Source organism: Sanguibacter suarezii NBRC 16159, from assembly GCF_001552735.1.
Taxonomy (GTDB): Bacteria; Actinomycetota; Actinomycetes; order Actinomycetales; family Cellulomonadaceae; genus Sanguibacter; species Sanguibacter suarezii.
In genome coordinates this window covers 13,360-35,029 of record NZ_BCRT01000018.1, presented here as the reverse complement: position 1 = coordinate 35,029, position 21,670 = coordinate 13,360, and the positions used below count along the sequence as shown (strand labels likewise).

Annotated in this window: 18 protein-coding genes; 7 read left to right on the top strand and 11 right to left on the bottom strand. The window is 70.1% G+C overall.

The genetic code is table 11. The annotated features are described in order from the left end of the window. Nucleotides 1–321 precede the first annotated feature (321 nt). Nucleotides 322–618, top strand: a complete 297-nt coding sequence (gene groES, locus SS2_RS12375; protein ID WP_066464552.1) for a co-chaperone GroES — start codon at nt 322–324, stop codon at nt 616–618. Between the two features lie 626 nt (nt 619–1,244). Here groES and SS2_RS12370 read toward each other — a convergent pair. Beyond that, nucleotides 1,245–1,547 (bottom strand): WhiB family transcriptional regulator, encoded by a 303-nt coding sequence (locus SS2_RS12370; protein ID WP_066464551.1) that lies wholly within the window; start codon nt 1,545–1,547, stop codon nt 1,245–1,247. A 370-nt stretch (nt 1,548–1,917) separates the two neighbouring features. On the opposite strand from SS2_RS12370, the gene SS2_RS12365 reads away from it, so the two are divergent. The 3 genes from SS2_RS12365 (at nt 1,918) to SS2_RS12355 (ending at nt 5,657) form a co-directional block, all read left to right on the top strand. Beyond that, nucleotides 1,918–3,078, top strand: a complete 1,161-nt coding sequence (locus tag SS2_RS12365; protein ID WP_066464550.1) for a MerR family transcriptional regulator — start codon at nt 1,918–1,920, stop codon at nt 3,076–3,078. A gap of 57 nt (nt 3,079–3,135) precedes the next feature. Further along, a complete protein-coding gene (gene guaB / locus SS2_RS12360; protein WP_066464549.1) occupies nt 3,136–4,659 on the top strand; it encodes an IMP dehydrogenase in 1,524 nt (507 codons plus the stop codon). 68 nt (nt 4,660–4,727) lie between these two features. Beyond that, nucleotides 4,728–5,657 carry a pseudouridine synthase gene (locus tag SS2_RS12355; RefSeq protein WP_066464753.1) on the top strand — a complete coding sequence of 310 codons (930 nt, stop codon included), beginning with the start codon at nt 4,728–4,730 and terminating at the stop codon, nt 5,655–5,657. Here the strand turns inward: SS2_RS12355 and SS2_RS12350 are convergent. Beyond that, complete coding sequence (locus tag SS2_RS12350; RefSeq protein WP_066464547.1) at nt 5,584–6,315, bottom strand: exonuclease domain-containing protein; 732 nt, start codon at nt 6,313–6,315, stop codon at nt 5,584–5,586. The genes SS2_RS12355 and SS2_RS12350 overlap by 74 nt on opposite strands. A 161-nt stretch (nt 6,316–6,476) precedes the next feature. On the opposite strand from SS2_RS12350, the gene SS2_RS12345 reads away from it, so the two are divergent. Genes SS2_RS12345 through SS2_RS12335 form a run of 3 tightly spaced genes read left to right on the top strand, consistent with a single transcriptional unit; the run spans nt 6,477 to nt 9,775 of the window. Continuing rightward, nucleotides 6,477–7,601, top strand: coding sequence for a GuaB3 family IMP dehydrogenase-related protein (locus SS2_RS12345; RefSeq protein ID WP_066464545.1), 1,125 nt, complete (start codon nt 6,477–6,479; stop codon nt 7,599–7,601). Next, on the top strand, nt 7,598–8,101 hold the full coding sequence (locus SS2_RS12340) for a GNAT family acetyltransferase (protein ID WP_439646311.1): 504 nt from the start codon (nt 7,598–7,600) through the stop codon (nt 8,099–8,101). The genes SS2_RS12345 and SS2_RS12340 overlap by 4 nt, the downstream gene beginning before the upstream one ends. Nucleotides 8,102–8,143: 42 nt before the next feature. Continuing rightward, entirely contained in the window at nt 8,144–9,775 is a 1,632-nt protein-coding gene (locus tag SS2_RS12335) for a succinic semialdehyde dehydrogenase (protein ID WP_083942201.1), read from the top strand. A 73-nt stretch (nt 9,776–9,848) separates the two neighbouring features. On the opposite strand, the gene SS2_RS12330 is transcribed toward SS2_RS12335, so the two are convergent. The 9 genes from SS2_RS12330 to SS2_RS12290 form a co-directional block, all read right to left on the bottom strand. Further along, on the bottom strand, nt 9,849–11,081 hold the full coding sequence (locus SS2_RS12330; protein ID WP_083942200.1) for an ABC transporter permease: 1,233 nt from the start codon (nt 11,079–11,081) through the stop codon (nt 9,849–9,851). Next, nucleotides 11,078–11,974 carry an ABC transporter ATP-binding protein gene (locus tag SS2_RS12325; RefSeq protein ID WP_066464544.1) on the bottom strand — a complete coding sequence of 299 codons (897 nt, stop codon included), beginning with the start codon at nt 11,972–11,974 and terminating at the stop codon, nt 11,078–11,080. Before SS2_RS12325 ends, SS2_RS12330 begins: the two co-directional genes overlap by 4 nt. Before the next feature lie 125 nt (nt 11,975–12,099). Then, entirely contained in the window at nt 12,100–12,792 is a 693-nt protein-coding gene (locus SS2_RS12320; RefSeq protein ID WP_066464543.1) for a response regulator, read from the bottom strand. Beyond that, a complete protein-coding gene (locus tag SS2_RS12315) occupies nt 12,789–14,240 on the bottom strand; it encodes a sensor histidine kinase (RefSeq protein WP_217995602.1) in 1,452 nt (483 codons plus the stop codon). The genes SS2_RS12320 and SS2_RS12315 overlap by 4 nt, the downstream gene beginning before the upstream one ends. 10 nt (nt 14,241–14,250) lie before the next feature. Beyond that, complete coding sequence (locus tag SS2_RS12310) at nt 14,251–15,012, bottom strand: glycosyltransferase family 2 protein (protein WP_066464540.1); 762 nt, start codon at nt 15,010–15,012, stop codon at nt 14,251–14,253. Further along, nucleotides 15,012–15,605 carry a DUF2238 domain-containing protein gene (locus tag SS2_RS12305; protein ID WP_157607330.1) on the bottom strand — a complete coding sequence of 198 codons (594 nt, stop codon included), beginning with the start codon at nt 15,603–15,605 and terminating at the stop codon, nt 15,012–15,014. Before SS2_RS12305 ends, SS2_RS12310 begins: the two co-directional genes overlap by 1 nt. Before the next feature lie 84 nt (nt 15,606–15,689). Next, nucleotides 15,690–16,937, bottom strand: coding sequence for an acetate kinase (locus SS2_RS12300; protein ID WP_066464538.1), 1,248 nt, complete (start codon nt 16,935–16,937; stop codon nt 15,690–15,692). Next, nucleotides 16,934–19,102 (bottom strand): phosphate acetyltransferase, encoded by a 2,169-nt coding sequence (gene pta / locus SS2_RS12295; RefSeq protein ID WP_066464536.1) that lies wholly within the window; start codon nt 19,100–19,102, stop codon nt 16,934–16,936. The genes SS2_RS12300 and pta overlap by 4 nt, the downstream gene beginning before the upstream one ends. Continuing rightward, nucleotides 19,099–21,612, bottom strand: a complete 2,514-nt coding sequence (locus SS2_RS12290; protein WP_066464535.1) for a phosphoketolase family protein — start codon at nt 21,610–21,612, stop codon at nt 19,099–19,101. Before SS2_RS12290 ends, pta begins: the two co-directional genes overlap by 4 nt. Nucleotides 21,613–21,670: the final 58 nt, after the last annotated feature.

Sequence of the window (21,670 nt, the reverse complement as noted above, 5' to 3'; positions counted from 1 at the left end):
GTCTGTGATGGTGAGCGTATGCCGTGCTCGGCGTCGTTGTCGAATCGATTCGAGGGTGGATTTTGCAAGGAAAAGAGGCGGTCATCGGCTCGTCATGACGTGACCTCAAGATGGGTGGGGAAGCGCCTCGCGGCGCGGCGGCGGTGCCTGGCGAGGCGCCAGGTCGGTCCGATGTTGGCACTCGCCTTGACCGAGTGCTAACGCGGGCATAGATTTGTCCCTGGCGACTTACCTGCTCGTGACCGACCCCCGCGACGGCGGTCCGGCCAGCGCGTGGCCACTCTGAACTGTCCTGCATCTCTTTAGCGAAAGGGGATCCGCGTGTCGGTCTCCATCAAGCCGCTCGAGGACCGGATCGTCGTCAAGGCTCTCGAAGTTGAGCTGACCACGCCCTCTGGTCTTGTCATTCCTGACACTGCCAAGGAGAAGCCCCAGGAGGGCGAGGTCCTTGCAGTGGGTCCGGGCCGTGTCGACGACAACGGCAACCGCGTCCCGCTCGACGTCGCAGTCGGTGACAAGGTCATCTACAGCAAGTACGGCGGAACCGAGATCAAGTACTCCGGCGAGGAGTACCTCATTCTCTCGGCTCGTGACATCCTCGCCGTGGTCGTCAACTGATCACAGCGTGACGTAGCAAGGCCCCGCAACCTTGTCGTTGCGGGGCCTTGTTCGTTGTGGGGAGGGTGTCAGCCCCGCGCGCGCTGCACCTGCAGACGCCGAGCGGCGGCAAGCACCTCGACCGTGATCGCCGCGACGGCGTTGTGCGTCATCGGTGACAGCACGTCGCCGCGGACCAGGCCGGGTGCGGTGAGGACGCGGCCCCGGGGCGGCCCGAGGATCGCCTGAGAGTCGCAGCTGCACGCCAGAACTGCAGTTTTCCAACCTTGCTAAATGGGACGTCTACGTATAGGCGGGCGTGATCGAGGAGTCCGCATGGGGGCTCTTGCGGAGGACCTCATGCTCGACTGGGGTCCGGGAAAATCCGGCGGACGTGGTGCCGGGCTGGTTGGGCTCCTCCAGGACCGCATGACCTCGGTGCGGTGGTGCCGCGCCATGGCCCTACGGAGCTAGAAGCCTGGGATGACCAGGGGGCCGCGCGGGCGGAGTCGCTCCGCCTGGTGGCCGCGCTGGTGCTGGCTGATCTCGACGCCGGACTGCTGCACGACTCGCACGGTGCGCCGACGGAAGCCCATCGGCAGTACGAGGCCTACGTCGGCGAGACCGCGGTCGGCCCAGCTCGACTCTCAGCCCACCCGGCGGGTGGTCGTCGACGCGATGCCGGCGAGCGCGGCTGCGCGCTCGTCCTCGCTGAGGCCGCCCCAGACGCCGTACGGCTCACGCACTGCGAGGGACTGGGCCCGGCACTCCATCATGACGGGGCAGCCCTGGCAGATGGCCTTGGCGGCTTCGGCCCGACGGCGTCGCGCTGCGCCGCGCTCGCCCTCGGGGTGGAAGAAGAGGGTGTCGTCGACGTCGCGGCACGATCCTTGGTACTGCCACTCCCAGAGGTCCATCACGGGGCCGGGGAGTCGTGAGAGCTCGGTCATCGGGTGCCATCCTTCGGTCGTCGGGGCGATGCATCTGCGTGGTGCCTGTGCTGTCGTTCAAGTTCTGGGGGAGGGTGATCTCCCTGGTAGTTGCCGGTGTCGCCGACAACCACCCGCTCAAGGTACAACCGTTTCAGAAGTTGTTCAAGGCTGTGCCTGAACGACAGGCGAACAACTCGTGCTGTGGTGAGTTGTCGGGATCGGGGTAAAAGCGCCCGCGCATCCCCACCCAAGCCGCCCAGACTGGGCGCGCTCTCCCGCGACTCATGCCCTGTGACGTGCGTGAACAAGTTGTGAATCGCTCCAACTTCTCGGCGGTCGGCAGGCGAGCCAGGTGGCACTCCGGCTCGACTGTCGGCACAATCAAGTCATGACGGATCTGCGACCGACCGAGGACGCTTCCGAGGACTCCACCTCAGGAAGCGGCGACTCGGGACTCCAGTCGCCAGGGCTCGCAGTCGCCGCAGTGGCTCGTCGTCTCGGCGTCGCTCCGGCGACCCTGCGCACGTGGGACCGGCGCTACGGGCTCGGCCCGTCCGAGCACTCAGCGGGTGCCCACCGCAGGTACTCCGACGAGGACGTCGCCCGCCTCATGGTGATGCGCCGCCTCGCGCTGGAGGGGGTAGCCCCGGTCGACGCCGCGCGCGCAGCGCTTGCTGTCGACCTGTCTGCCACGACCCGTGAACAGCTCGAGGCCGAGTTGCGGCAGTCGCTCGCCCAGGCTGACGCACCGCAGAACGCGGACCGCGCCCCGGCCGGTGGGATGCCTTCTCTGCAAGGGATCGCCGGCTCCGGCCGCACCAGCGCCGATGAGTCCGAGTCCACCGGCCAGCCCGAGCGACCCCGCGCGGTGCTGCGGCTCGCGGCCCCGGTGGACCACCACGTACCGACTCCCACCGATGTCATCGACGCGGTCCTGCACGGCAACGTCGCGGCCTGCGAACGTCTCCTGGCGCTCGACATCGACCAGGACCCCGCCGACTGGTGGATGACCCTCGTCGAGCCCACTGTGCACCGGCTGGCCGAGCGCACCGTGCTGACCAAGCCTGGTGAGGCGCCGGAGATCATCCTCGCCAGTGCCACGCTGCGGGTGCTCGCAGACTTCATCCGAGCGCGCGAAGAGCGCACCGCCCGGCTCACCGGCGTCAGCTCTCCGCACCCGAGCCAGATGAAGAAGATCGTGCTCCTGTTCGGCGCGGCCGACGACGCCCAGCCGCTCGCCATGCATGCGCTCGCCGCCGCCCTCGTCGCCCAGGACATCACCGCACGCATCGTCACCGGGCCGGCGAACGCTCACCGCACCATGGAGCTCGTCACGATGGTGCGTCCGGTGGCGACCGTCCTGGTGACGTCTCTCACACGTCCGGAGCTCGGGATCGTGCACGCCCTCCATGAGGCGAAGCCTGCGCTGCCGATCTTCGTCGGGCTCAGCAGCGACGACGCCGCGGCAGATCTGCCGCTCTCGGCGAACGTCACGCGGGTGCGTAGTTTCCAGGGTCTGCTGCACGAGGTGCTCGCGGTCGCACGGTAGTCCGAGCAGCGGACGGGGGCCGTGACGATCGCAGATCTCGTTGAGTAGACTCCATGCATGAACGAGTCGAGCAGCGCGCAGTCCCACGACCCCTTCGGTTTTACCGGGCTCACCTATGACGATGTCCTGCTTCTCCCCAACGAGACGGACGTCATTCCCAGCCAGGTCGACACCACAGCCCGGCTGACCCGTGAGATCTCTGTCTCCGTCCCCCTCCTCTCCGCTGCGATGGACACCGTCACCGAGTCGCGCATGGCCATCGCCATGGCGCGCCAAGGCGGCATCGGCATCGTGCACCGCAACCTCTCCATCGAGGCTCAGGCCAAGGAGGTCGACCTCGTCAAGCGGTCGGAGTCCGGCATGATCACCGACCCGGTGACCGTCAGCCCCGGTGCGACCCTCGCCGAGCTCGACGCGCTGTGCGGCCAGTACCGCGTCTCCGGCCTCCCCGTGGTGGACGAGGCCGGCACGCTGGTCGGCATCATCACCAACCGTGACCTGCGCTTCGTCCCGGCCGGCGACTTCGCCACCCGTCGCGTCCACGAGGTCATGACCCCCATGCCTCTTGTCACCGGACCTGAGGGCATCTCCCGCGACGACGCCGCGGCGCTGCTGGGCAAGCACAAGATCGAGAAGCTCCCGCTGGTCGACGCAGCCGGGCGACTGTGCGGACTCATCACGGTCAAGGACTTCGTCAAGACCGAGCAGTACCCGGGTGCGACCAAGGATGGCGAAGGGCGCCTCGTGGTCGGTGCCGCGATCGGCTTCTTCGGCGACGCTCTCGAGCGGGCCGGTGCTCTCGCAGAGGCCGGTGTGGACGTCCTGGTGGCGGACACCGCCAACGGTCACGCGCGCCTGCTCCTGGACATGATCCGCAAGCTCAAGTCTGACCCGTTCTTCTCCAACGTCCAGATCATCGGCGGCAACATCGCCACCCGGGCCGGCGCGCAGGCCCTCGTCGACGCCGGAGTCGACGCCGTCAAGGTCGGCGTGGGCCCCGGCTCGATCTGCACCACCCGCGTGGTGGCCGGCGTCGGCGTCCCGCAGGTCACCGCGATCTACGAGGCATCCCTGGCCTGCAAGCCGGCGGGAGTCCCGGTGATCGGCGACGGCGGTCTGCAGTACTCCGGCGACATCGCCAAGGCGCTGGTGGCCGGTGCGGACACCGTCATGCTCGGCTCGTTGCTGGCCGGCTGCGATGAGAGCCCCGGGGACCTCGTCTTCGTCAACGGCAAGCAGTACAAGCACTACCGCGGTATGGGGTCCATCGGCGCCATGGCCTCGCGCGGCAAGAAGGCCTCCTACTCCAAGGACCGCTACTTCCAGGCGGACGTGGCCAGCGACGACAAGATCGTGCCTGAGGGCATCGAGGGTCAGGTGCCCTACCGCGGACCGCTCGGCGCCGTCGCCCACCAGCTCGTGGGCGGGCTGCACCAGTCGATGTTCTACGTGGGAGCCCACACGATCCCCCAGCTGCAGGAGCGCGGAAAGTTCGTCCGGATCACCCCGGCCGGGCTCAAGGAGTCCCACCCGCACGACATCCAGATGACCGTCGAGGCCCCGAACTACACGGGCCGCTGAGCAGGGCCCGCGGGTCCCGTCCCGCACCGCTGCCGGTGCGGGACGGCCTCAACCCGGTGCGCCTGCAGATGCCTCACCCTGGGAACGGCGAGGGCAGCTGGGCGACGGTCCTCGACTACCTCGTGGCCCGGTTCCCCGAGGACGCTGTCCGGTTGCGGGAGAAGGTCGCCGGGCGGGAGGTCGTCGACGAGGTGGGGCGACCCTTCCACGAAGGGTCTGCCTTCGTCCCCGGCGCTCTGGTCTTCCTCTACCGCGACGCTCCGGTCGAGCCGCGCGTGCCCTTCGAGATCGACGTGCTCCACCATGACGAGGACCTGGTGGTCATCGACAAGCCGCACTTCCTGGCCAGCACCCCGAGGGGTGCGTACGTCGTGGAGTCGGCCGTCGTGCGGCTGCGCCGCCAGCTGAACCTGCCGGAGATCAGCCCCGCCCACCGCCTTGACCGGATCACCGCCGGGGTGCTGGTCTTCACCACCCGGCAGGCCGTGCGAGGGGCCTACCAGCGGATGTTCGCCGAGCGGACCGTGACCAAGACCTACGAGGCCGTGGCACAGGTCGATCCGAACCTGACCTTCCCCCAGACCGTGCGCAGCCGGATCATCAAGGAGCTGGGCACCCTGGAGGCCCAGGAGATCCCGGGGGAGCCCAACAGCGAGAGCCTCATCGATCTCGTAGAGGTCCGCACAGGCGCGGACGGTCGCACCCTCGGGCGGTACGAGCTGCGCCCGCGCACCGGCAAGACGCACCAGCTGCGTCTGCACATGGCCTCCTTGGGCCTGGCGATCTGCAACGACAACTTCTACCCGCGGTTCTACGACGTCGCCCCCGACGACTACTCCGCGCCGCTGCAGCTGCTCGCCCGGTCGATCGAGTTCACCGACCCGCTCAGCGGTCAGCGGCGGGAGTTCGTCAGCCGCCGCCAGCTCAGCCTGTGGGCTGACCGGCACCGATCTGACGGTGGTCGCTCAGCCACGACTCTCCAGCCCCCGGTCCGGTGAGTCCCTTGGACTCGCGCCAGGAGTTGAAGTTCACCGCCCACTTGGTGTGCTCGGCCGCCTGGTAGGCGTGCAGAGCGGTGAGCTCGAGCTCGGCGAGGTCGGGGTGGCGAGCCGTCATCGCGGCCAGCACGTCCAGGGTCGCGATGACGTCGACGTCGGCGTTGTGCAGGTCCCCGTCGCCGCCGACGCCGTAGACGCCGCACAGGTCGACGAGCTTGCGCTTGCCACGGCGGTACCGGTCGACCGCACGGTCCAGCACGAGGGGGTCGATCACCGGGCTGACCTCGCGGCCGATCCGGTCGGACAACGACGCCAGCTGGTGGCGGGCGAGCTCGGCCTCGAGGATGCAGATGTCGAAGGTGGCGTTGAAGGCCACCACGGGGACCCCCTCGATGAGCGCCTGGGCGAGCGCGGAGGCGATCTCCTCGAGCGCCTCGGCGGGGGCGGTGCCCTGGGCCTGGGCCATCTCTGTGGTCACACCGTGGATGGCGGCTGCCTCGGCGGGGATGGGCACGCCCGGGTCGATGATCCACGTGCGGACGTGCGAACCGCTCTCGTCCCGGCGCACCAGGGCGGCCGTGACGATCCGGTCGGTGGTCACGTCCACGCCGGTCGTCTCGGTGTCGAAGCCGAGCAGCGGGCCTGCTGTCCACGTCATGAAATCTTCTCCTGACCGACGAGCTCGTGGTCGTCGTGGTCGTCGCGGTGCGGGTGGTGGAGCGTCGGTCGACGACCACCGCGGACAGCATCTCAGGGGGCACTGACACTCGCGGTGAGCACACGCCACGGTCCCGAGCAGATGGGCGGTAACCTTGTCGCGTGAGCAACGAGATCGAGATCGGCCGAGGCAAGCGCGGACGGCGCGCCTATTCCTTCGACGACATTGCGGTTGTACCGTCCCGCCGCACCCGTGACCCCGAGGACGTCTCGGTGGGTTGGCAGATCGACGCCTACCACTTCGAGCTGCCCATCCTCGCCGCACCGATGGACTCGGTCATGAGCCCCGCGACCGCTGTCGCGCTGGGCCGCCACGGCGGCCTCGGTGTGCTCGACCTCGAAGGTCTGTGGACCCGCTACGAGGACCCGACGCCGCTGCTCGCCGAGATCGCGTCCCTCGACGCCGCGAACGCGACCCGCCGCATGCAGGAGATCTACTCCGCCCCGATCCTCCCCGAGCTCATCACCGCTCGCCTCAAGGAGATCCGCGCCGCCGGCGTGACCGTGGCGGCCGCGCTCTCCCCGCAGCGGACCCAGGAGTTCTACCAGACGGTCGTCGACGCCGGGGTGGACCTCTTCGTCATCCGTGGCACGACCGTCTCCGCCGAGCACGTCTCGGGCAACGCCGAGCCGCTCAACCTCAAGCGCTTCATCTACGAGCTCGACGTCCCCGTCATCGTCGGCGGCGCCTCGACCTACACCGCGGCCCTGCACCTCATGCGCACCGGTGCGGCCGGCGTGCTCGTCGGCTTCGGCGGCGGCGCAGCCCACACCACCCGCGTGTCCCTGGGCATCCACGCGCCCATGGCCACCGCGGTCGCGGACGTGGCGGCTGCTCGTCGTGACTACCTGGACGAGTCCGGTGGCCGCTACGTGCACGTCATCGCCGACGGCGGCGTCGGCCGCTCGGGCGACCTCGTCAAGGCTGTCGCCTGCGGCGCGGACGCTGTCATGGTCGGTGCGGCGCTCGCCCGTGCCGAGGAGGCACCGGGCCAGGGGTGGCACTGGGGCTCCGAGGCGCACCACCCCCAGCTGCCCCGCGGAGAGCGCGTGAGCGTCGGCACCGCCGGCACCCTGGCGGAGATCCTCTTCGGCCCGGGTCGTCAGGCCGACGGCACGCTCAACCTCGTCGGTGCGCTCAAGCGCGCCATGGCCACCACCGGTTACTCCGACCTCAAGGAGTTCCAGCGCGTGGAGGTCGTCGTCTCCCCGTACCAGCCGCGGTGACCACGACCGCCTCGCGGTCGGACGACGGCGGCGCCCAGGCGTCGGACACCTCCGTGACCCTGGTCGCGGAGATGACCGACGCCGACGCGACCGCCGTCGTCGGGCTGTGGCACGCCTGTGGTCTCACCCGGCCGTGGAATGATCCGGCCACCGACCTCGCCAACGCCGTCGCCACGGCGACCTCGACGGTGCTCGTGGCACGTCTGGCCGACGGTGGTGAGACCGGTGACGACGGGACCCGCGGCCAGGTGGCCGGGACCGTCATGGCCGGCTACGACGGTCACCGGGGGTGGCTGTACTACCTCGCGGTCGACCCTGCCGTGCAGGGGCGAGGGATCGGACGGTCGCTCGTGGTGGCCGCCGAAGCGTGGTTGGCAGGGCAGGGAGCGGGAAAGGTCCAGCTCATGGTGCGCACGTCCAACACGTCGGTGCTGGGCTTCTACGACTCGCTCGGCTACTCCGACCAGGAATGCGTGGTGCTCGGGCGCCGCCTCGAGTAGCACGCTGGCGAGGTGTCGGTGGCCCGGCGTACGCTCGCCCGTATGCCCAGCACACCTGGAACGCCCGCACCCGGACCGCAGATCAGCGTGCTCGACCCTGAGACCGACCCGCGCGCCAGCTATCTGCTCTCGCCCGCGCTCACCGCGCCGCTGGTGGCGCGGATCCTCACCTCGCACTCGGCCGGGTCGCACCGCAGCGTGGCGCCCTTCACCGGCCAGCCCCTCGTCGATCTGCCCCTCTCCAGCACCGCCGACGTCGAGCGTGCCGTCGACCGTGCCCGTGACGCGCAACGCTACTGGACCGACGTCCCGGTTCTCGAGCGCGCCGAGGTGCTGCTGCGCCTGCACGACATCGTCCTGGACCGCCAGTCCGAGGTGCTCGACCTCATCCAGGCGGAGTCGGGAAAGACGCGCGCGAGCGCCTTCGAAGAGGTCGGTGACGTCGCCCAGGTGTGCCGCCACTACGGGGTGCGCGGCGCGGCCTACCTCGCTCCGCGTCGCGTGCGCGGGATGCTGCCGGTGCTGACCCAGACCCGGGTCACCCTGCTGCCGGTGGGCGTCGTCGGCGTCATCGCCCCGTGGAACTACCCGCTGACCCTCGCCCTGGCAGACGTGCTGCCCGCGCTCCTGGCTGGGAACGCCGTCGTGCTCAAGCCGGACCCGCAGACGACGCTCACCGCGCTGTGGGCGGCGGCCGCCCTGGAAGAGGCCGGGCTGCCTGAGGACGTCCTGCAGATCGTCGCCGGTGGCGGCGACGTCGGTGCGGCGCTCATCGACGAGGTGGATCACATCGCCTTCACCGGGTCGACTGCCACCGGACGCAAGATCGCCGCCCGGGCCGGTGAGCGGCTCATCGGGGCGACCCTCGAGCTCGGCGGGAAGAACCCGCTCTACGTCGCGGCAGACGCGGACGTGGAGGCAGCGGCGACGGGCGCCGTGCGGGCCTGCTTCGGCAACACCGGACAGCTGTGCATGTCCATCGAGCGCCTGGTGGTCCACGAGGCCGTAGCCGACGCCTTCGTCGACTCCTTCGTGGCCAAGGTCAAGGCGCTGACCATGTCACCGGCCATGGACTACTCCGCCGACGTCGGCTCGCTGACCACCCCGGCCCAGCTGGAGCGGGTGGAGACCCACGTCGACGACGCGATCGCCTGCGGGGCGAGGATCCTCACCGGGGGAGTGCACCGCGGGGACATCGGGCCGCTGTTCTACGCACCCACCGTCCTCGACCGCGTCCCGCCGCAGGCGCTGTGCGCGCAGGAGGAGACCTTCGGACCTGTCGTGTCGGTCACCGTGGTGAGCAGCGACGCCGAGGCGGTCACGGTCATGAACGAGACGGAGTTCGGGCTCAACGCGAGCATCTGGACCCGCAGCGTTGCGCACGGGCGCGCGCTGGCCCGCCAGGTGCGATCGGGGACGGTCAACATCAACGACGGCTACGCAGCCTCCTGGGGCTCGGTCGAGGCGCCGATGGGCGGGTTCAAGTCCTCCGGGCTCGGGCGACGCCACGGGCGCGAGGGCATCGAGGCCTACACCGAGGCTCAGACCGTCGCCGCCCAGCTCGGCGTGGGCATGGGACTCTCGCTCGACACGTTGTTCTCGCTGCCCGAGGGTCGGGGACAGGCCATGCTCACCGGCGGCCTGCGCGTGCTCAAGGCGCTGCGCGCCCGCTGAGCGAGCCAGGCCGGACGACGGATGCCCTGCTGGTCTGAACCAGCAGGGCATCCGTCACCGAAGGAGCGTCCGCTCAGACCTCGAGCTTGAGCGCCTGGCGCCACTTGAGCGCGGTGCCGCCCTGCATGACAGCGCGCTGGTAGACCCGCTCGCCCAGGCGCAGCAGCGCGTAGGCGGTGACGATGACCACGAGCAGGGAGACGATCGGCTCCCAGATCGGGACGTCGCCGTGGAGCAGGCGCACCGGCATGGCCACGGAGGAGACCACCGGGACGTAGGAGGCTGCCGTCAGCCACACGCCGTCGGCGAAGATCCCCACGAAGAGCGCCACCATGATCACCGTGGTGATCGGGCCGGTGTTGGACTGCAGGTCCTCGCTGCGGCTGGCGAGCGATCCGAGCACCGCCCACACCGCGGCCAGGGCGGTGAAGCCGACCACGAAGAAGGCGATGAACCAGCCCGAGGCGCCGAGCAGCCAGCCGAAGTCGCTCGCTGCGCCGGTGATGTTCAGCCCGATGAGTGCGACGAGGGCGAACAGACCGATCTGGGCGAAGGCGAGCAGCGAGTTGCCGACGACCTTGCCGTAGAGCAGCTGACGGATGGGGATCGCCGTGGCGAGGATCTCCACGACGCGGTTCTGCTTCTCCTCGAGCACGGAGTTGGCGATCGCCATGCCGAAGATGATCGCTGCCATGTAGAAGAGGAAGGCGAAGGTGAAGGCCGCGGCGGACTTGAGGGCGTTGCGCTCGTCGCTGCCCTCGAGCAGCTCGGTCGTGACCTCAGAGCCCGCGGTGAGCGTGTCCACGGTGGTGCCGGCGGCTTGAGCGTTGGCGTCCAGGACGGTAGAGGTGACGCTGGCGCTCAGTGCACCGCTCAGCGTCCCGTCCACGGACTCGCGTCCTACGAGGGACCATCCCTCGTCCGTGGCCACGAGCGCGACGTCCACCTCGCCGTCCAGGACCTGCTGGCGGGCGGCGGCCTCGTCGGCGACCTCGGTGATCGTCAGGGTGTCGCCGGAGTCGTCAGCGGTGATGGCCTCGGTGGCACCGGCGGCGATCTCCCGTCCCTCCGAGGAGGTCACCACGACGGTGTGGTCAGCGGTCCGTGACCCGAGGAAGGCCGAGAGGCCGATGCCCGCGACGATGAGCACCACGGTGAGCCCGGTCGAGAGCAGGAAGTTGCGGTCGGTGAGCTTGACCATGATCTCGCGGACGGTGACCACGAGCCACGGGTTCTTCACCGCAGGCAGGTCCGGGGTCGCGGCGTCGTCGAGCTGCGGCGGGCGGGTGCTGGTGGCGGTGCTCATCGGGTGACCTCCCGGTAGATGTCTGACAGAGACGGGACGAGCGGGGTGAACTCGCTCAGCCCGCGCGAGACCGCCTCGCGCAGCACCCGGTCCTGGGCGGCGTCGTCGTCGAACTCCAGGACGGCGCGCGCGCCGTCGACGTCGACGACCTGCGTGCCGGGCATCGCGCGGAGCCAGCCCGCGTCCGGGACCGTGGTGACAGCGAACTGGCGGGGGCCACGGGTACGCAGCTCGGTGCTCTTGCCCGCCGCCATGACCTTGCCGCCGGCGAGCACGACGAGGGAGTCGCACAGCCGGTCGACGAGGTCGAGCTGGTGGCTGGAGAACAGGACGGGCACGCCCTCGCGGAGCCGGTCGCGAAGCAGGTCGACCATGGAGTCGACGGCGACCGGGTCGAGCCCGGAGAACGGCTCGTCGAGGACGAGCGCGGCTGGCCGGTGCAGCAGGGAGGCGGTGATCTGCACGCGCTGCTGGTTGCCCAGCGACAACGACTCGAGCTTGTCCTTGAGCCGGTCTCCCAGCCCGAAGCGCTCAAGCATCCGGGTGCCCTCGGAGGCCGCGTCCTTGCGGGTCATGCCGCGCAGCTGGCCGAGGTAGGTCAGCTGGTCGAGGATGGGCTGCTTGGGGTAGAGACCACGCTCCTCAGGCATGTAGCCGAAGCGGGTCCGCTCTCGCGCGGTGATCGGTCGCCCGCCCCACAGCACCTCGCCCCCGTGCACGGTGAGCACGCCCATGATCATGCGCATGGTCGTCGTCTTGCCGGCCCCGTTGGCGCCGACAAAACCGGTCATCTGACCGGGCTCGACGGTGAAGGTCACGTCGTCGACCGCGGTTGTGTCGCCGAACCGGCGCGTGAGGTTGCGCACCTCGAGCGATGGTGTGTGGTTGGTCATGGTGACCCCTCTCTTGCGTCTGCTCCAGCCTAGGGAGCGCAACGCCGCCGCAACTCCCCCATCAGGGGGAATGTGGCGCCCGGGTCCGGCCACCGAGCGCCCGACAGGTCCCCCGCGCGGGGGAGCTAGTGCTGCAGACCGTTGCGATAGGCGTAGATGACGGCCTGCACCCGGTCCCGGGAGTCGGTCTTGGCGAGGATGTTGGAGACGTAGGTCTTGACCGTAGCCTCCCCGAGGAAGAGGCGGGCGGCGATCTCGGCGTTGGACAGGCCGTCGGCGAGGAGGGCGAGCACCTCGTGCTCCCGCGGGGTGAGGTGAGCAGCCGCCCGCGGTAGGTCGGTGGGCGCACCGGTGGCGCTCGCGGTGGGTGAGGCGGCCGGCACCGGCGCGGTCGTCTGCGTCAGCCGCGCGATGACCTTGAGGGTGGCCTCCGGGGCGAGCAGGGCGTGCCCGTCGGCGACGGCCCGCACGGCCTCGACGAGGTCGTCCGGGTCGGCGTTCTTGAGCAGGAAGCCGCTCGCCCCGGCTGCCAGGGAGTCGAAGAGGTAGTCGTCCCGGTCGAAGGTCGTCAGGATGATGACCTTGGCCATCCCCGCAGCGACGATCTCCGTGGTGGCGGCGATGCCGTCCATGACGGGCATCTGGACGTCCATGAGCACGACGTCGGCGGGATGGGCAGCCAGGACCGCCAGCGCGGCCCGGCCGTCGGCGGCCTGGCCGACCACCTCGATGTCGTCCTCGACGGACAGCACCATGGCGAAGCCCGACCGGACGAGGGCGTGGTCGTCCACGAGCAGGACGCGGATGGTGCGGGTCATGAGGTCAGTCTCCGGTGGGAGGGCTCGGGTGAGGGCGGGGAAGTGGTCGACGCGCTGCCGGGAGCGTGAGCAGGCTCGGTCGGGGCGAGCGGGAAGCGGACCCGGACCCGCCAGCCGTCGCCGGTCCGGCGTGGGCCGACCTCCGACTCCCCGCGGTGCAGCAGGACACGTTCGTGGATGCCGCGCAGCCCATAGCCGGACCCGGCCGAGCCGGTGCGCGGGTGGCCGTCGTCGACGACCTCCGCCTCGACCCAGCGGGAGGCGGGAGCGTCGCCGGTCTCCGCGAGCGTCCACCCGGTCCGGACGGCGACCCGCGCCCTCGAGGCGGTCGAGTGCCGGGCGACGTTGGCGAGGGACTCCTGCACGGTGCGGAACACAGACAAGGCGACCGGGCCGGGGACCTCGTCGAGCGGACCGGCCTCCTCGATGACCGTCAGGTCGACGGCGAGACCGGACTCGCGGTACACCTGGGCCAGGTCGGTCAGGTCGCCCAGCCCCGGCTCCGGAGCGCGGTGCTCCCCGCTCCCGCGGTCCGTGTCGGTCTCGGTGCGCAGCACACCCAGCAGCGAGCGCATGTCGCCCACCGCCTGTCGGCTGGACCCTTCGATGCTGCGCAGTGCCTGCGAGGCGGCCTCGGGGTCGCGGGTGAGCACGGTGCGGGCAGCGCCCGCCTGCACACCGATGACCGAGACATGATGTGCCACGACGTCGTGCAGCTCGCGGGCGATGCGCAGACGCTCGTCGACGACGGCGCGGCGGGCCAGCTCCTCGCCCTGGGCGCGGATGCGCTCGGCTTGCTGGGTCAGGCGGGTGCGCTGCAGCGCGCTGCGCCACGAGGCCCGCCCCGCGGCGATCGCCCCGCCGAAGTAGGCGAGGTTGAGGAAGGCGGTGTAGATGACGGCGGCGACGAAGGGAGGGACAGGGCCGTCGGGTGCCTCCTCAGGAGCCTTCATCCCGAGCCCGGAGACCATCGTGAAGGCGATCACCAGCCACAGCGTCATCGTCAGGAGCACCAGACCCATGGCGATCCACAGGGCGCGCCGGTCGCGGGCCCACGCCACGGCGGCATAGAGCGCGGCGAAGTACGCCACCTGGAAGGTGAGCTCGTACGCGGCGGACGGCGCCGCATAGCTGAGCACGAGGAACAACCCGCTGGAGAGCGTGAGGGCAGTCAGCGGGAAGCGTCGCCGCACCGCGAGGGGAGCGATCATGAGGCACATCGCACCGTAGGCGTCCCACGTCCCCTCGTCCTCGGGAGCGCCCTGGACGCTGCGGGACATCACCAGCACGACCAGCCCCAGCGCCATGAGCGCGAGCGCGCCGTAGACGTCACGGCGCATCTGCCGGGCAGTGGGGGGCGGGCGTTCCCAGAGGGGTTCGTCGGGGTCGTTGAGCCAGGCGTTGAGCCGTTCCGGCATCGATGCAGGAGGTGTCGTCGGCTCTGGCATGGCAGGCAGACTACGCCATCGGGCTCCCCGGGCCCCTGACCCCGGACCGTGACAGGCCCAGCCGGTCCGCCCAGCGAGACCACGGCGGGGTGGCCCGCCAGTTGATCGAGATGGTGCGCAGGGCCCAGTGCATGCGCCGCCAGAAGGAGGCCGGGCTGTCGAAGGTCCGCCCGGAGACGCCCACGAGATGGTCGCGGTCGTAGCGCACCCGGGCGGACCGGAGCCGGAAGCTCAGGTCCATGTCGTCGTGCACCCGCGCGTCGGTGCGCGGCACGGCGTCGCGGACCGAGAGCCACACCTCGCGGCGCAGGGCCATGTTCGACCCCCACAGCGGCACACCGGCCAGGGCGGCGTGCACGCCCCAGAAGTAGCCGCGCATGTAGACCACGCGCGCGAGCCAGCCCCGCACGGGGGGCAGGTCGTAGAAGGTGCCCGGCCCGGTGAGCGCGGCGAGGTCGGGGTCCTGCTCGAAGGCGTCGAGGGTACGGGCGAGCCAGGTGGGTGGAGGTCGCGTGTCGGCGTCGCAGCGCGCGATGACGTCACCGCCGGCGGCGTCGTAGCCGCAGGCAGCCGCGGCGGGGATCCCGCGGGCCGGCTCGCGCACGACCCGGGCGCCGTGGCGCAGGGCGACGGCCGCGCTGTCGTCGCTCGACCCGTTGTCGACGACGATCACCTCGAAGGGCGCGACCGTCTGACGAGCGAGGTCGCCCAGGCAGCGGTCGAGGTGCGCGGCGTCGTCCAGCACCGGGATGACGACTGAGACACGGAGCATCACGGCTCTGGGCCGGTGGCGGGCGCGGGACGCCGAGCGGCCAGGGCGAGACCTCCGAGCACGGACCCCAGACCACCGGCGACGAGGTCGCCCAGGGTGTCGGTGTACCCGACGTTGATCGTGTCGTCGAGGTAGGTGTGGCCTGCCCATTCCCCGAGCTCCCACAGCAGGCCGAGCGTCACCCCCACGGCGGTTGTGACGACGACGACGCCGGCACGGGCGTGCGCCGGAGCGGGCGCGCCGAGCGCAGGCACCACCTCGAGCCGGACGAGGAGGGAGTAGGCCACGACGGCCAGCAGGCCGTTCGCGGCCCAGTGCATGACGAGGTCCAGGGGCCCCACGACCTCGAAGAGACCGAGCACGGCGATCCAGCCGGCCGCGAGCAGCGTGACGCCGGTCGCGAGGTCCACGCCCGGGGGGGTGTGCAGCACGCGCGGCAGCACCAGGCCGAGCAGGACGAGGGCGAAGAGAGCGACCTCGACGCCCCCGAGCCACAGCGCCGAGGCGAGGATGCTCGCCACGCCCAGGATGCGGACGCCGTCGGCCAGGAGGAAGAGGGTCCGCGAGAGGCGTGATCCCGCGGTGGTGGTCATCGGGTCAGCGTAACGGCGGACGGTGCTGGCGTCACCCTGGGTGACGCCAGCACCGTCCATGCTGTTTCTGGGTGTCGACCCTGGTCAGGGGTTGATCGTGGCCACGCACTGGCGCGCGATGGCCAGCTCTTCGTTCGTCGGGACGATCATGACGAGGGTCGAGGTCCAGTCGGGGGAGATGATGCGCGGCTCGCGGGACCGTTCGTTGTTGCGAGCCGGGTCGATCGCGATGCCGAGGCTCTCCAGCCCGGCGACGGTCAGACGACGCACGATGTCGTCGTTCTCCCCGACACCGGCGGTGAAGGTGATGACGTCGACGCGCCCGAGGATGGCGTGGTAGGCACCGATGTACTTCTTCAGGCGGTGGATGTAGACGTCCAGGGCCAGCTTGGCGCCCTCGTGGCCGGCGTCGACGAGGTCGTGCAGGCCGCGGAAGTCGTTGTCCCCAGCGAGGCCCTTGATGCCAGACCGCTTGTTGAGCACGTCGTCGATCTCGTCGATCGACATGCCGGCGTTGCGGTGCAGGTGGAAGACGATCGCGGGGTCGATGTCCCCGGACCGGGTGCCCATGACCAGGCCTTCGAGCGGGGTCAGGCCCATCGAGGTCTCGATCGCGACGCCGCCCTTGATGGCCGACGCCGACGCGCCGTTGCCCAGGTGCAGCACGATCTGGTTGAGGTCCTCGAGCTTGCGTCCGAGCACCCGCGAGACCTTGCCCGAGACGTACTGGTGGCTCGTGCCATGGAAGCCGTAGCGGCGGATGCCGTGCTCCTTGGCCAGCTCGGAGTCGATCGCGTAGGTGTACGCGGCCTCGGGCAGGGTCTGGAAGAAGGCGGTGTCGAAGATGGCCACGTGCGGCACGTCCGGGAGCAGCGCCCGGGCGACCTCGATGCCGCGCACGTGCCCGGGGTTGTGCAGCGGGGCGAGCGGGATGAGCGCGCGGATGTCTTCGACGACCTGGTCATCGATGATGACCGGTCCGGAGAACTTGCTGCCGCCCTGGACCACGCGGTGGCCCACGGCCACGACGTCGGCCTCGGAGAGGTTGGGGCCGAGCTCGTCGAAGAGGTCGAGCACGATCCGCAGCGCGGTGCCGTGGTCGGGGACGTCTTCGACACGCTTGGTGGTGTTGCCGGCGAACTTGTGGGTGATCTTGCCGTCTTCCTCGCCGATCCGCTCGATCAGACCGGAGGCGATCGCCTCCCCGCCGATCGGGTTGACGAGCTGGTACTTCACGGAGGACGACCCCGAGTTGATGACCAGGACACTGGCTGAGGCGCCGTGGGCGCTGTAGGAGCTGAGGCGTTCGCCGGCAGCAGTCAGCGGGTTCATGCGGTGTGAGCTCCTTCAGTTGCGCGGGCCTTCTCAGCCGAGAGCGCTTGGGCTTGGATCGCGGTGATCGCGACGGTGTTGACGATGTCCTGCACGAGCGCACCGCGGGAGAGGTCGTTGACCGGCATCCGCAGGCCCTGCAGGATCGGCCCGACGGCGACCGCGCCGGCGGACCGCTGGACGGCCTTGTACGTGTTGTTCCCGGTGTTGAGGTCCGGGAAGATGAACACGGTAGCCCGCCCGGCCACAGCGGAGTCGGGCATCTTGGAGGCCGCGACCGAGGCGTCGACCGCAGCGTCGTACTGGATGGGGCCCTCGACGAAGAGGTCCGGACGACGTTCGCGGACCAGAGCTGTGGCGGCGCGGACCTTGTCCACGTCAGCCCCGCTGCCGGACTCCCCGGTGGAGTAGCTGAGCATCGCGATGCGCGGCTCCACCCCGAACTGGGCGGCCGTGGCGGCCGAGGAGATCGCGATGTCGGCCAGCTGCTCGGCGGTGGGGTCCGGGTTGACCGCGCAGTCGCCGTAGACGAGCACCCGGTCCTCCAGGCACATCATGAAGACCGAGGACACCACGGACACACCGGGCACGGTCTTGATGATCTCGAAGGCCGGGCGGATGGTGTGGGCGGTGGTGTGCGCCGCGCCGGAGACCATGCCGTCGGCCAGGCCCAGCTGGACCATCATCGTGCCGAAGTAGGACACCGAGCTGACGATCTCGCGGGCACGGTCCACGGTCATGCCCTTGTGGGCGCGCATGACGGTGTACTCCTGGGCGAAGCGCTCGTGGAGCTCCCCGCTGCGCGGGTCGATGACCTTGGCCTCGGAGATGTCCAGACCGAGCTCGACGGCACGGGCCCGGATGGACTCCTCGTCGCCGAGGATGGTCAGGTCCGCGACCTGACGCTGCAGCAGCGTCGAGGCGGCCCGCAGGATGCGGTCGTCGGTCCCCTCGGGCAGCACGATGTTCTTGCGGTCGGCGCGGGCGCGGGCCAGCAGCTCGTACTCGAACATCAGCGGGGTGACGACCTCGGGACGGTTGACGTCGAGGCGGGCCAGCAGGGCTGCGCCGTCGACGTTCTGCTCGAAGAGGGCGAGCGCGATGTCGACCTTGCGCTGGGACTCCTTGGACACCCGTCCCCGGGCCGACGCCGCGGCGCTCGCGGTGCGGAAGGTACCCAGGTCGGTCTGGATGATCGGCACGCTCGGCGCGAGGTCCTCGATGAGGGCGGCGACCGAGGCGGGCGGGTAGAAGCCGCCGTTGAGGATGATCGCGGCCAGCGACGGGAAGCTCTTCGCAGTCTGGGCGGTGAGCAGCCCGAGCAGCACCTCGGTGCGGTCACCGGGGGTGATGACGACGGCGCCGTCGGCCAGCTTGTCGAGCAGGTGCTCGAAGTTCATGGCGCCCACGAGCACGTCGAGGACCTCGCGGCCGAGCAGCTCGGGGTCACCCATCACCTGGCGTCCGCCGACGGCCCGCATGAGCTGGTTGACGGTGGGGGCCATGAGGAACGGGTCCTCCGGGATGGTCCAGACCGGGATGGCGGGCTGCTCGCCGAACTCGGTGCGGATCGCCTCGAGGTCGGTGGGCAGGCAGCGGTTGGCCACGACGCCCACGACCTGGGCGTGGTTGGCCTCGAGCTCGTTGATCGCCACCTCGCACACGTGGTGGATCCCGGCCGGGGTGCGCCGGTTGCCGGAGACAACGAGCAGCACCGGGGCGCCGAGGTTCGCGGCGATCCGGGCGTTGTAGGCGAGCTCGGTGGGACCGGCGACGTCGGTGTAGTCCGTGCCGACGATGACCACGAAGTCGCACTGCTGGGAGACCTCGTGGTACTTCGTCATGATCTGCGAGAGCGCAGCCTCAGGGTCGGCGTGCAGGTCGTCGTAGGTGACACCCACGCACTGCTCGTAGCTGAGGTCGACGCCGTCGTGGGCGAGGAGCAGCTCGACGACGTAGTCGCGTTCGGGCGCCTCGCCGGTGGTCTCCCCGGTGGTCTCGTCCCCGGTCGCGGTGCCGACGTGCCCGGTCCGGGTGACCGGACGGAACACCCCGACCCGCTGCACCCGGCGGGTGAGCAGGTCGAGCACGCCCAAGGCGATGGTCGACTTCCCAGTCTCCCCCTCGGGGGACGTGATGAAGATGCTGCGAGCGGTGGAACTCACTCGTTATCGCCTCCAGTTGCAATGGTGGCCGCCTGCGGGCCACCGATCTCGGTTGCCGTGTCGCCGGCGTCGGGCCAGACCCAGTCGCGGACCTCGGGGATGTCTTCGCCGTGCTCACGGGTGTATTCCCGGGCCCGCAGGCGCGCGTCGGACATCTCCTGGCGGAGCACCGCGGCCTTGGACCCCAGGAAGGGCACCCGGTCGATGACGTCGATGACCAGGTGGTACCGGTCGAGGTCGTTGAGCATCACCATGTCGAAGGGCGTGGTCGTGGTGCCCTCCTCCTTGTAGCCGCGCACGTGGATGTTCGCGTGCCCGGCGCGGCGGTAGGTGAGGCGGTGGATGAGCCACGGGTAGCCGTGGTAGGCGAAGACGACGGGCTTGTCCGTGGTGAACAGCGTGTCGAAGTCGCGGTCGGAGAGCCCGTGCGGGTGCTCCTTCTCGTCCTGCAGACGCATGAGGTCCACGACGTTGACGACGCGCACCTTGAGGTCAGGCAGGTGGCGTCGGAGCAGGTCCGCCGCCGCGAGCGTCTCGAGGGTGGGCACGTCACCGGCGCACCCGAGCACGACGTCGGGGTCCTCGCCGGCGACCTCGGTCCCGGCCCACTCCCAGATGCCGAGCCCGCGGGTGCAGTGCGCGACGGCCTGGTCCATGGACAAGAAGTTCGGCGCGGGCTGCTTGCCGGACACGACGACGTTGACGTAGTCACGGCTGCGCAGGCAGTGGTCGTAGGTGGAGAGCAGGGTGTTGGCGTCCGGCGGCAGGTAGACGCGGACGACCTCGGCCTTCTTGTTGACCACGTGGTCGATGAACCCGGGGTCCTGGTGGGAGAAGCCGTTGTGGTCCTGGCGCCACACGTGGCTGGAGAGCAGGTAGTTGAGCGAGGCGATGGGCCGACGCCACGGGATCTCCCGGGTGACCTTGAGCCACTTCGCGTGCTGGTTGAACATCGAGTCGATGATGTGGATGAACGCCTCGTAGCAGTTGAACAGCCCGTGGCGGCCAGTGAGCAGGTAGCCCTCGAGCCAGCCCTGGCACTGGTGCTCGGAGAGCATCTCCATGACCCGTCCGACGCGTGCCAGGTGGTCGTCGACGTCGGAGGTGAGGAAGTCCGCGTTCCACTGCTTGTCGGTCGCCTCGAAGACCGGCTGCAGCCGGTTGGAGGCGGTCTCGTCCGGCCCGAAGATCCGGAAGTTCTCCGGGTTGAGCCGCACCACCTCGGTGAGCCACTGACCGAGGACCCTCGTCGCCTCGCTGATCGTGGCACCGGGGGCGGGGACGTCGACGGCGAAGTCGCGGAAGTCTGGCAGGCGCAGGTCCTTGAGCAGCAGCCCGCCGTTGGTGTGCGGGTTGGCGCTCATCCGCAGGTTGCCCGCGGGGGCCAGAGCCGCGATGTCCGCCTCGAGGCGGCCGTCGGCGTCGAAGAGCTCGTCGGGCCGGTAGGACTCCATCCAGTCCTTGAGCACCTCGAGGTGCTCGGGGGTGTCCCGCGCGCTGGCCAGCGGCACCTGGTGCGCACGCCAGGAGTCCTCGGTCTTCTTGCCGTCGATCACCGGCGGGCAGGTCCAGCCCTTGGGGGTGCGGAAGACGATCATCGGCCACATCGGGCGGCTGAGGTCACCGGCCGCGGCGCGGGCCTTGATCGCGGCGATCTCGTCGAGCACCTCGTCGAGCAGCGCGGCGAAGCGGGCGTGCGCGGCGAGGTGGTCCTCGCCGTCGAAGCCTCCGACGAAGAAGTACGGCGTGTGGCCGTAGCCGACCATGAGGGAGCGGAGCTCCTCGTCGGAGATCCGCGCCAGCACCGTCGGGTTGGCGATCTTGTAGCCGTTGAGGTGCAGGATCGGCAGCACCACACCGTCGGTGGCGGGGTTGACGAACTTGTTGGAGTGCCAGCTCGTGGCGAGCGGGCCGGTCTCGGCCTCGCCGTCGCCGACCACCGCGGCCACGAGCAGGTCCGGGTTGTCGAAGGCCGCGCCGTAGGCGTGGGACAGGGCGTAGCCGAGCTCGCCGCCCTCGTGGATGGACCCGGGGGTCTCCGGGGCGACGTGACTGGGGATGCCGCCGGGGAAGGAGAACTGGCGGAACAGCCGGCGCAGGCCCTCGGTGTCCTGGGTGATGTCCGGGTACGTCTCGGTGTACGTGCCCTCGAGGTAGGAGTTGGCCACGAGGCCGGGGCCGCCGTGGCCGGGGCCGGTGACGTACATGGCGGAGACGGAACGCTCGTCGATCGCCCGGTTGAGGTGGGCGTAGAGGAAGTTGAGACCTGGGGTGGTGCCCCAGTGGCCGAGCAGACGCGGCTTGACGTCGTCACGAGAGAGCTCTGTGCGCAGCAGCGGGTTGGACAGCAGGTAGATCTGTCCGACCGACAGGTAGTTGGCTGCGCGCCACCACCCGTCGATGCGGCGCAGGGTCTCCTCGGAGAGGGCCTCTGCGGGGCGCGGGCGCCAGGCGGGGGTGCCTGCTCCGGCGTCGCTGGTGTCGAGGGCGTCAGCTGCGGTGGTGCTCATGATGATCTCCTACCGGCGGTGTTGGTGACGCTTTCATGTAACCGTACTTGCTGGAGGT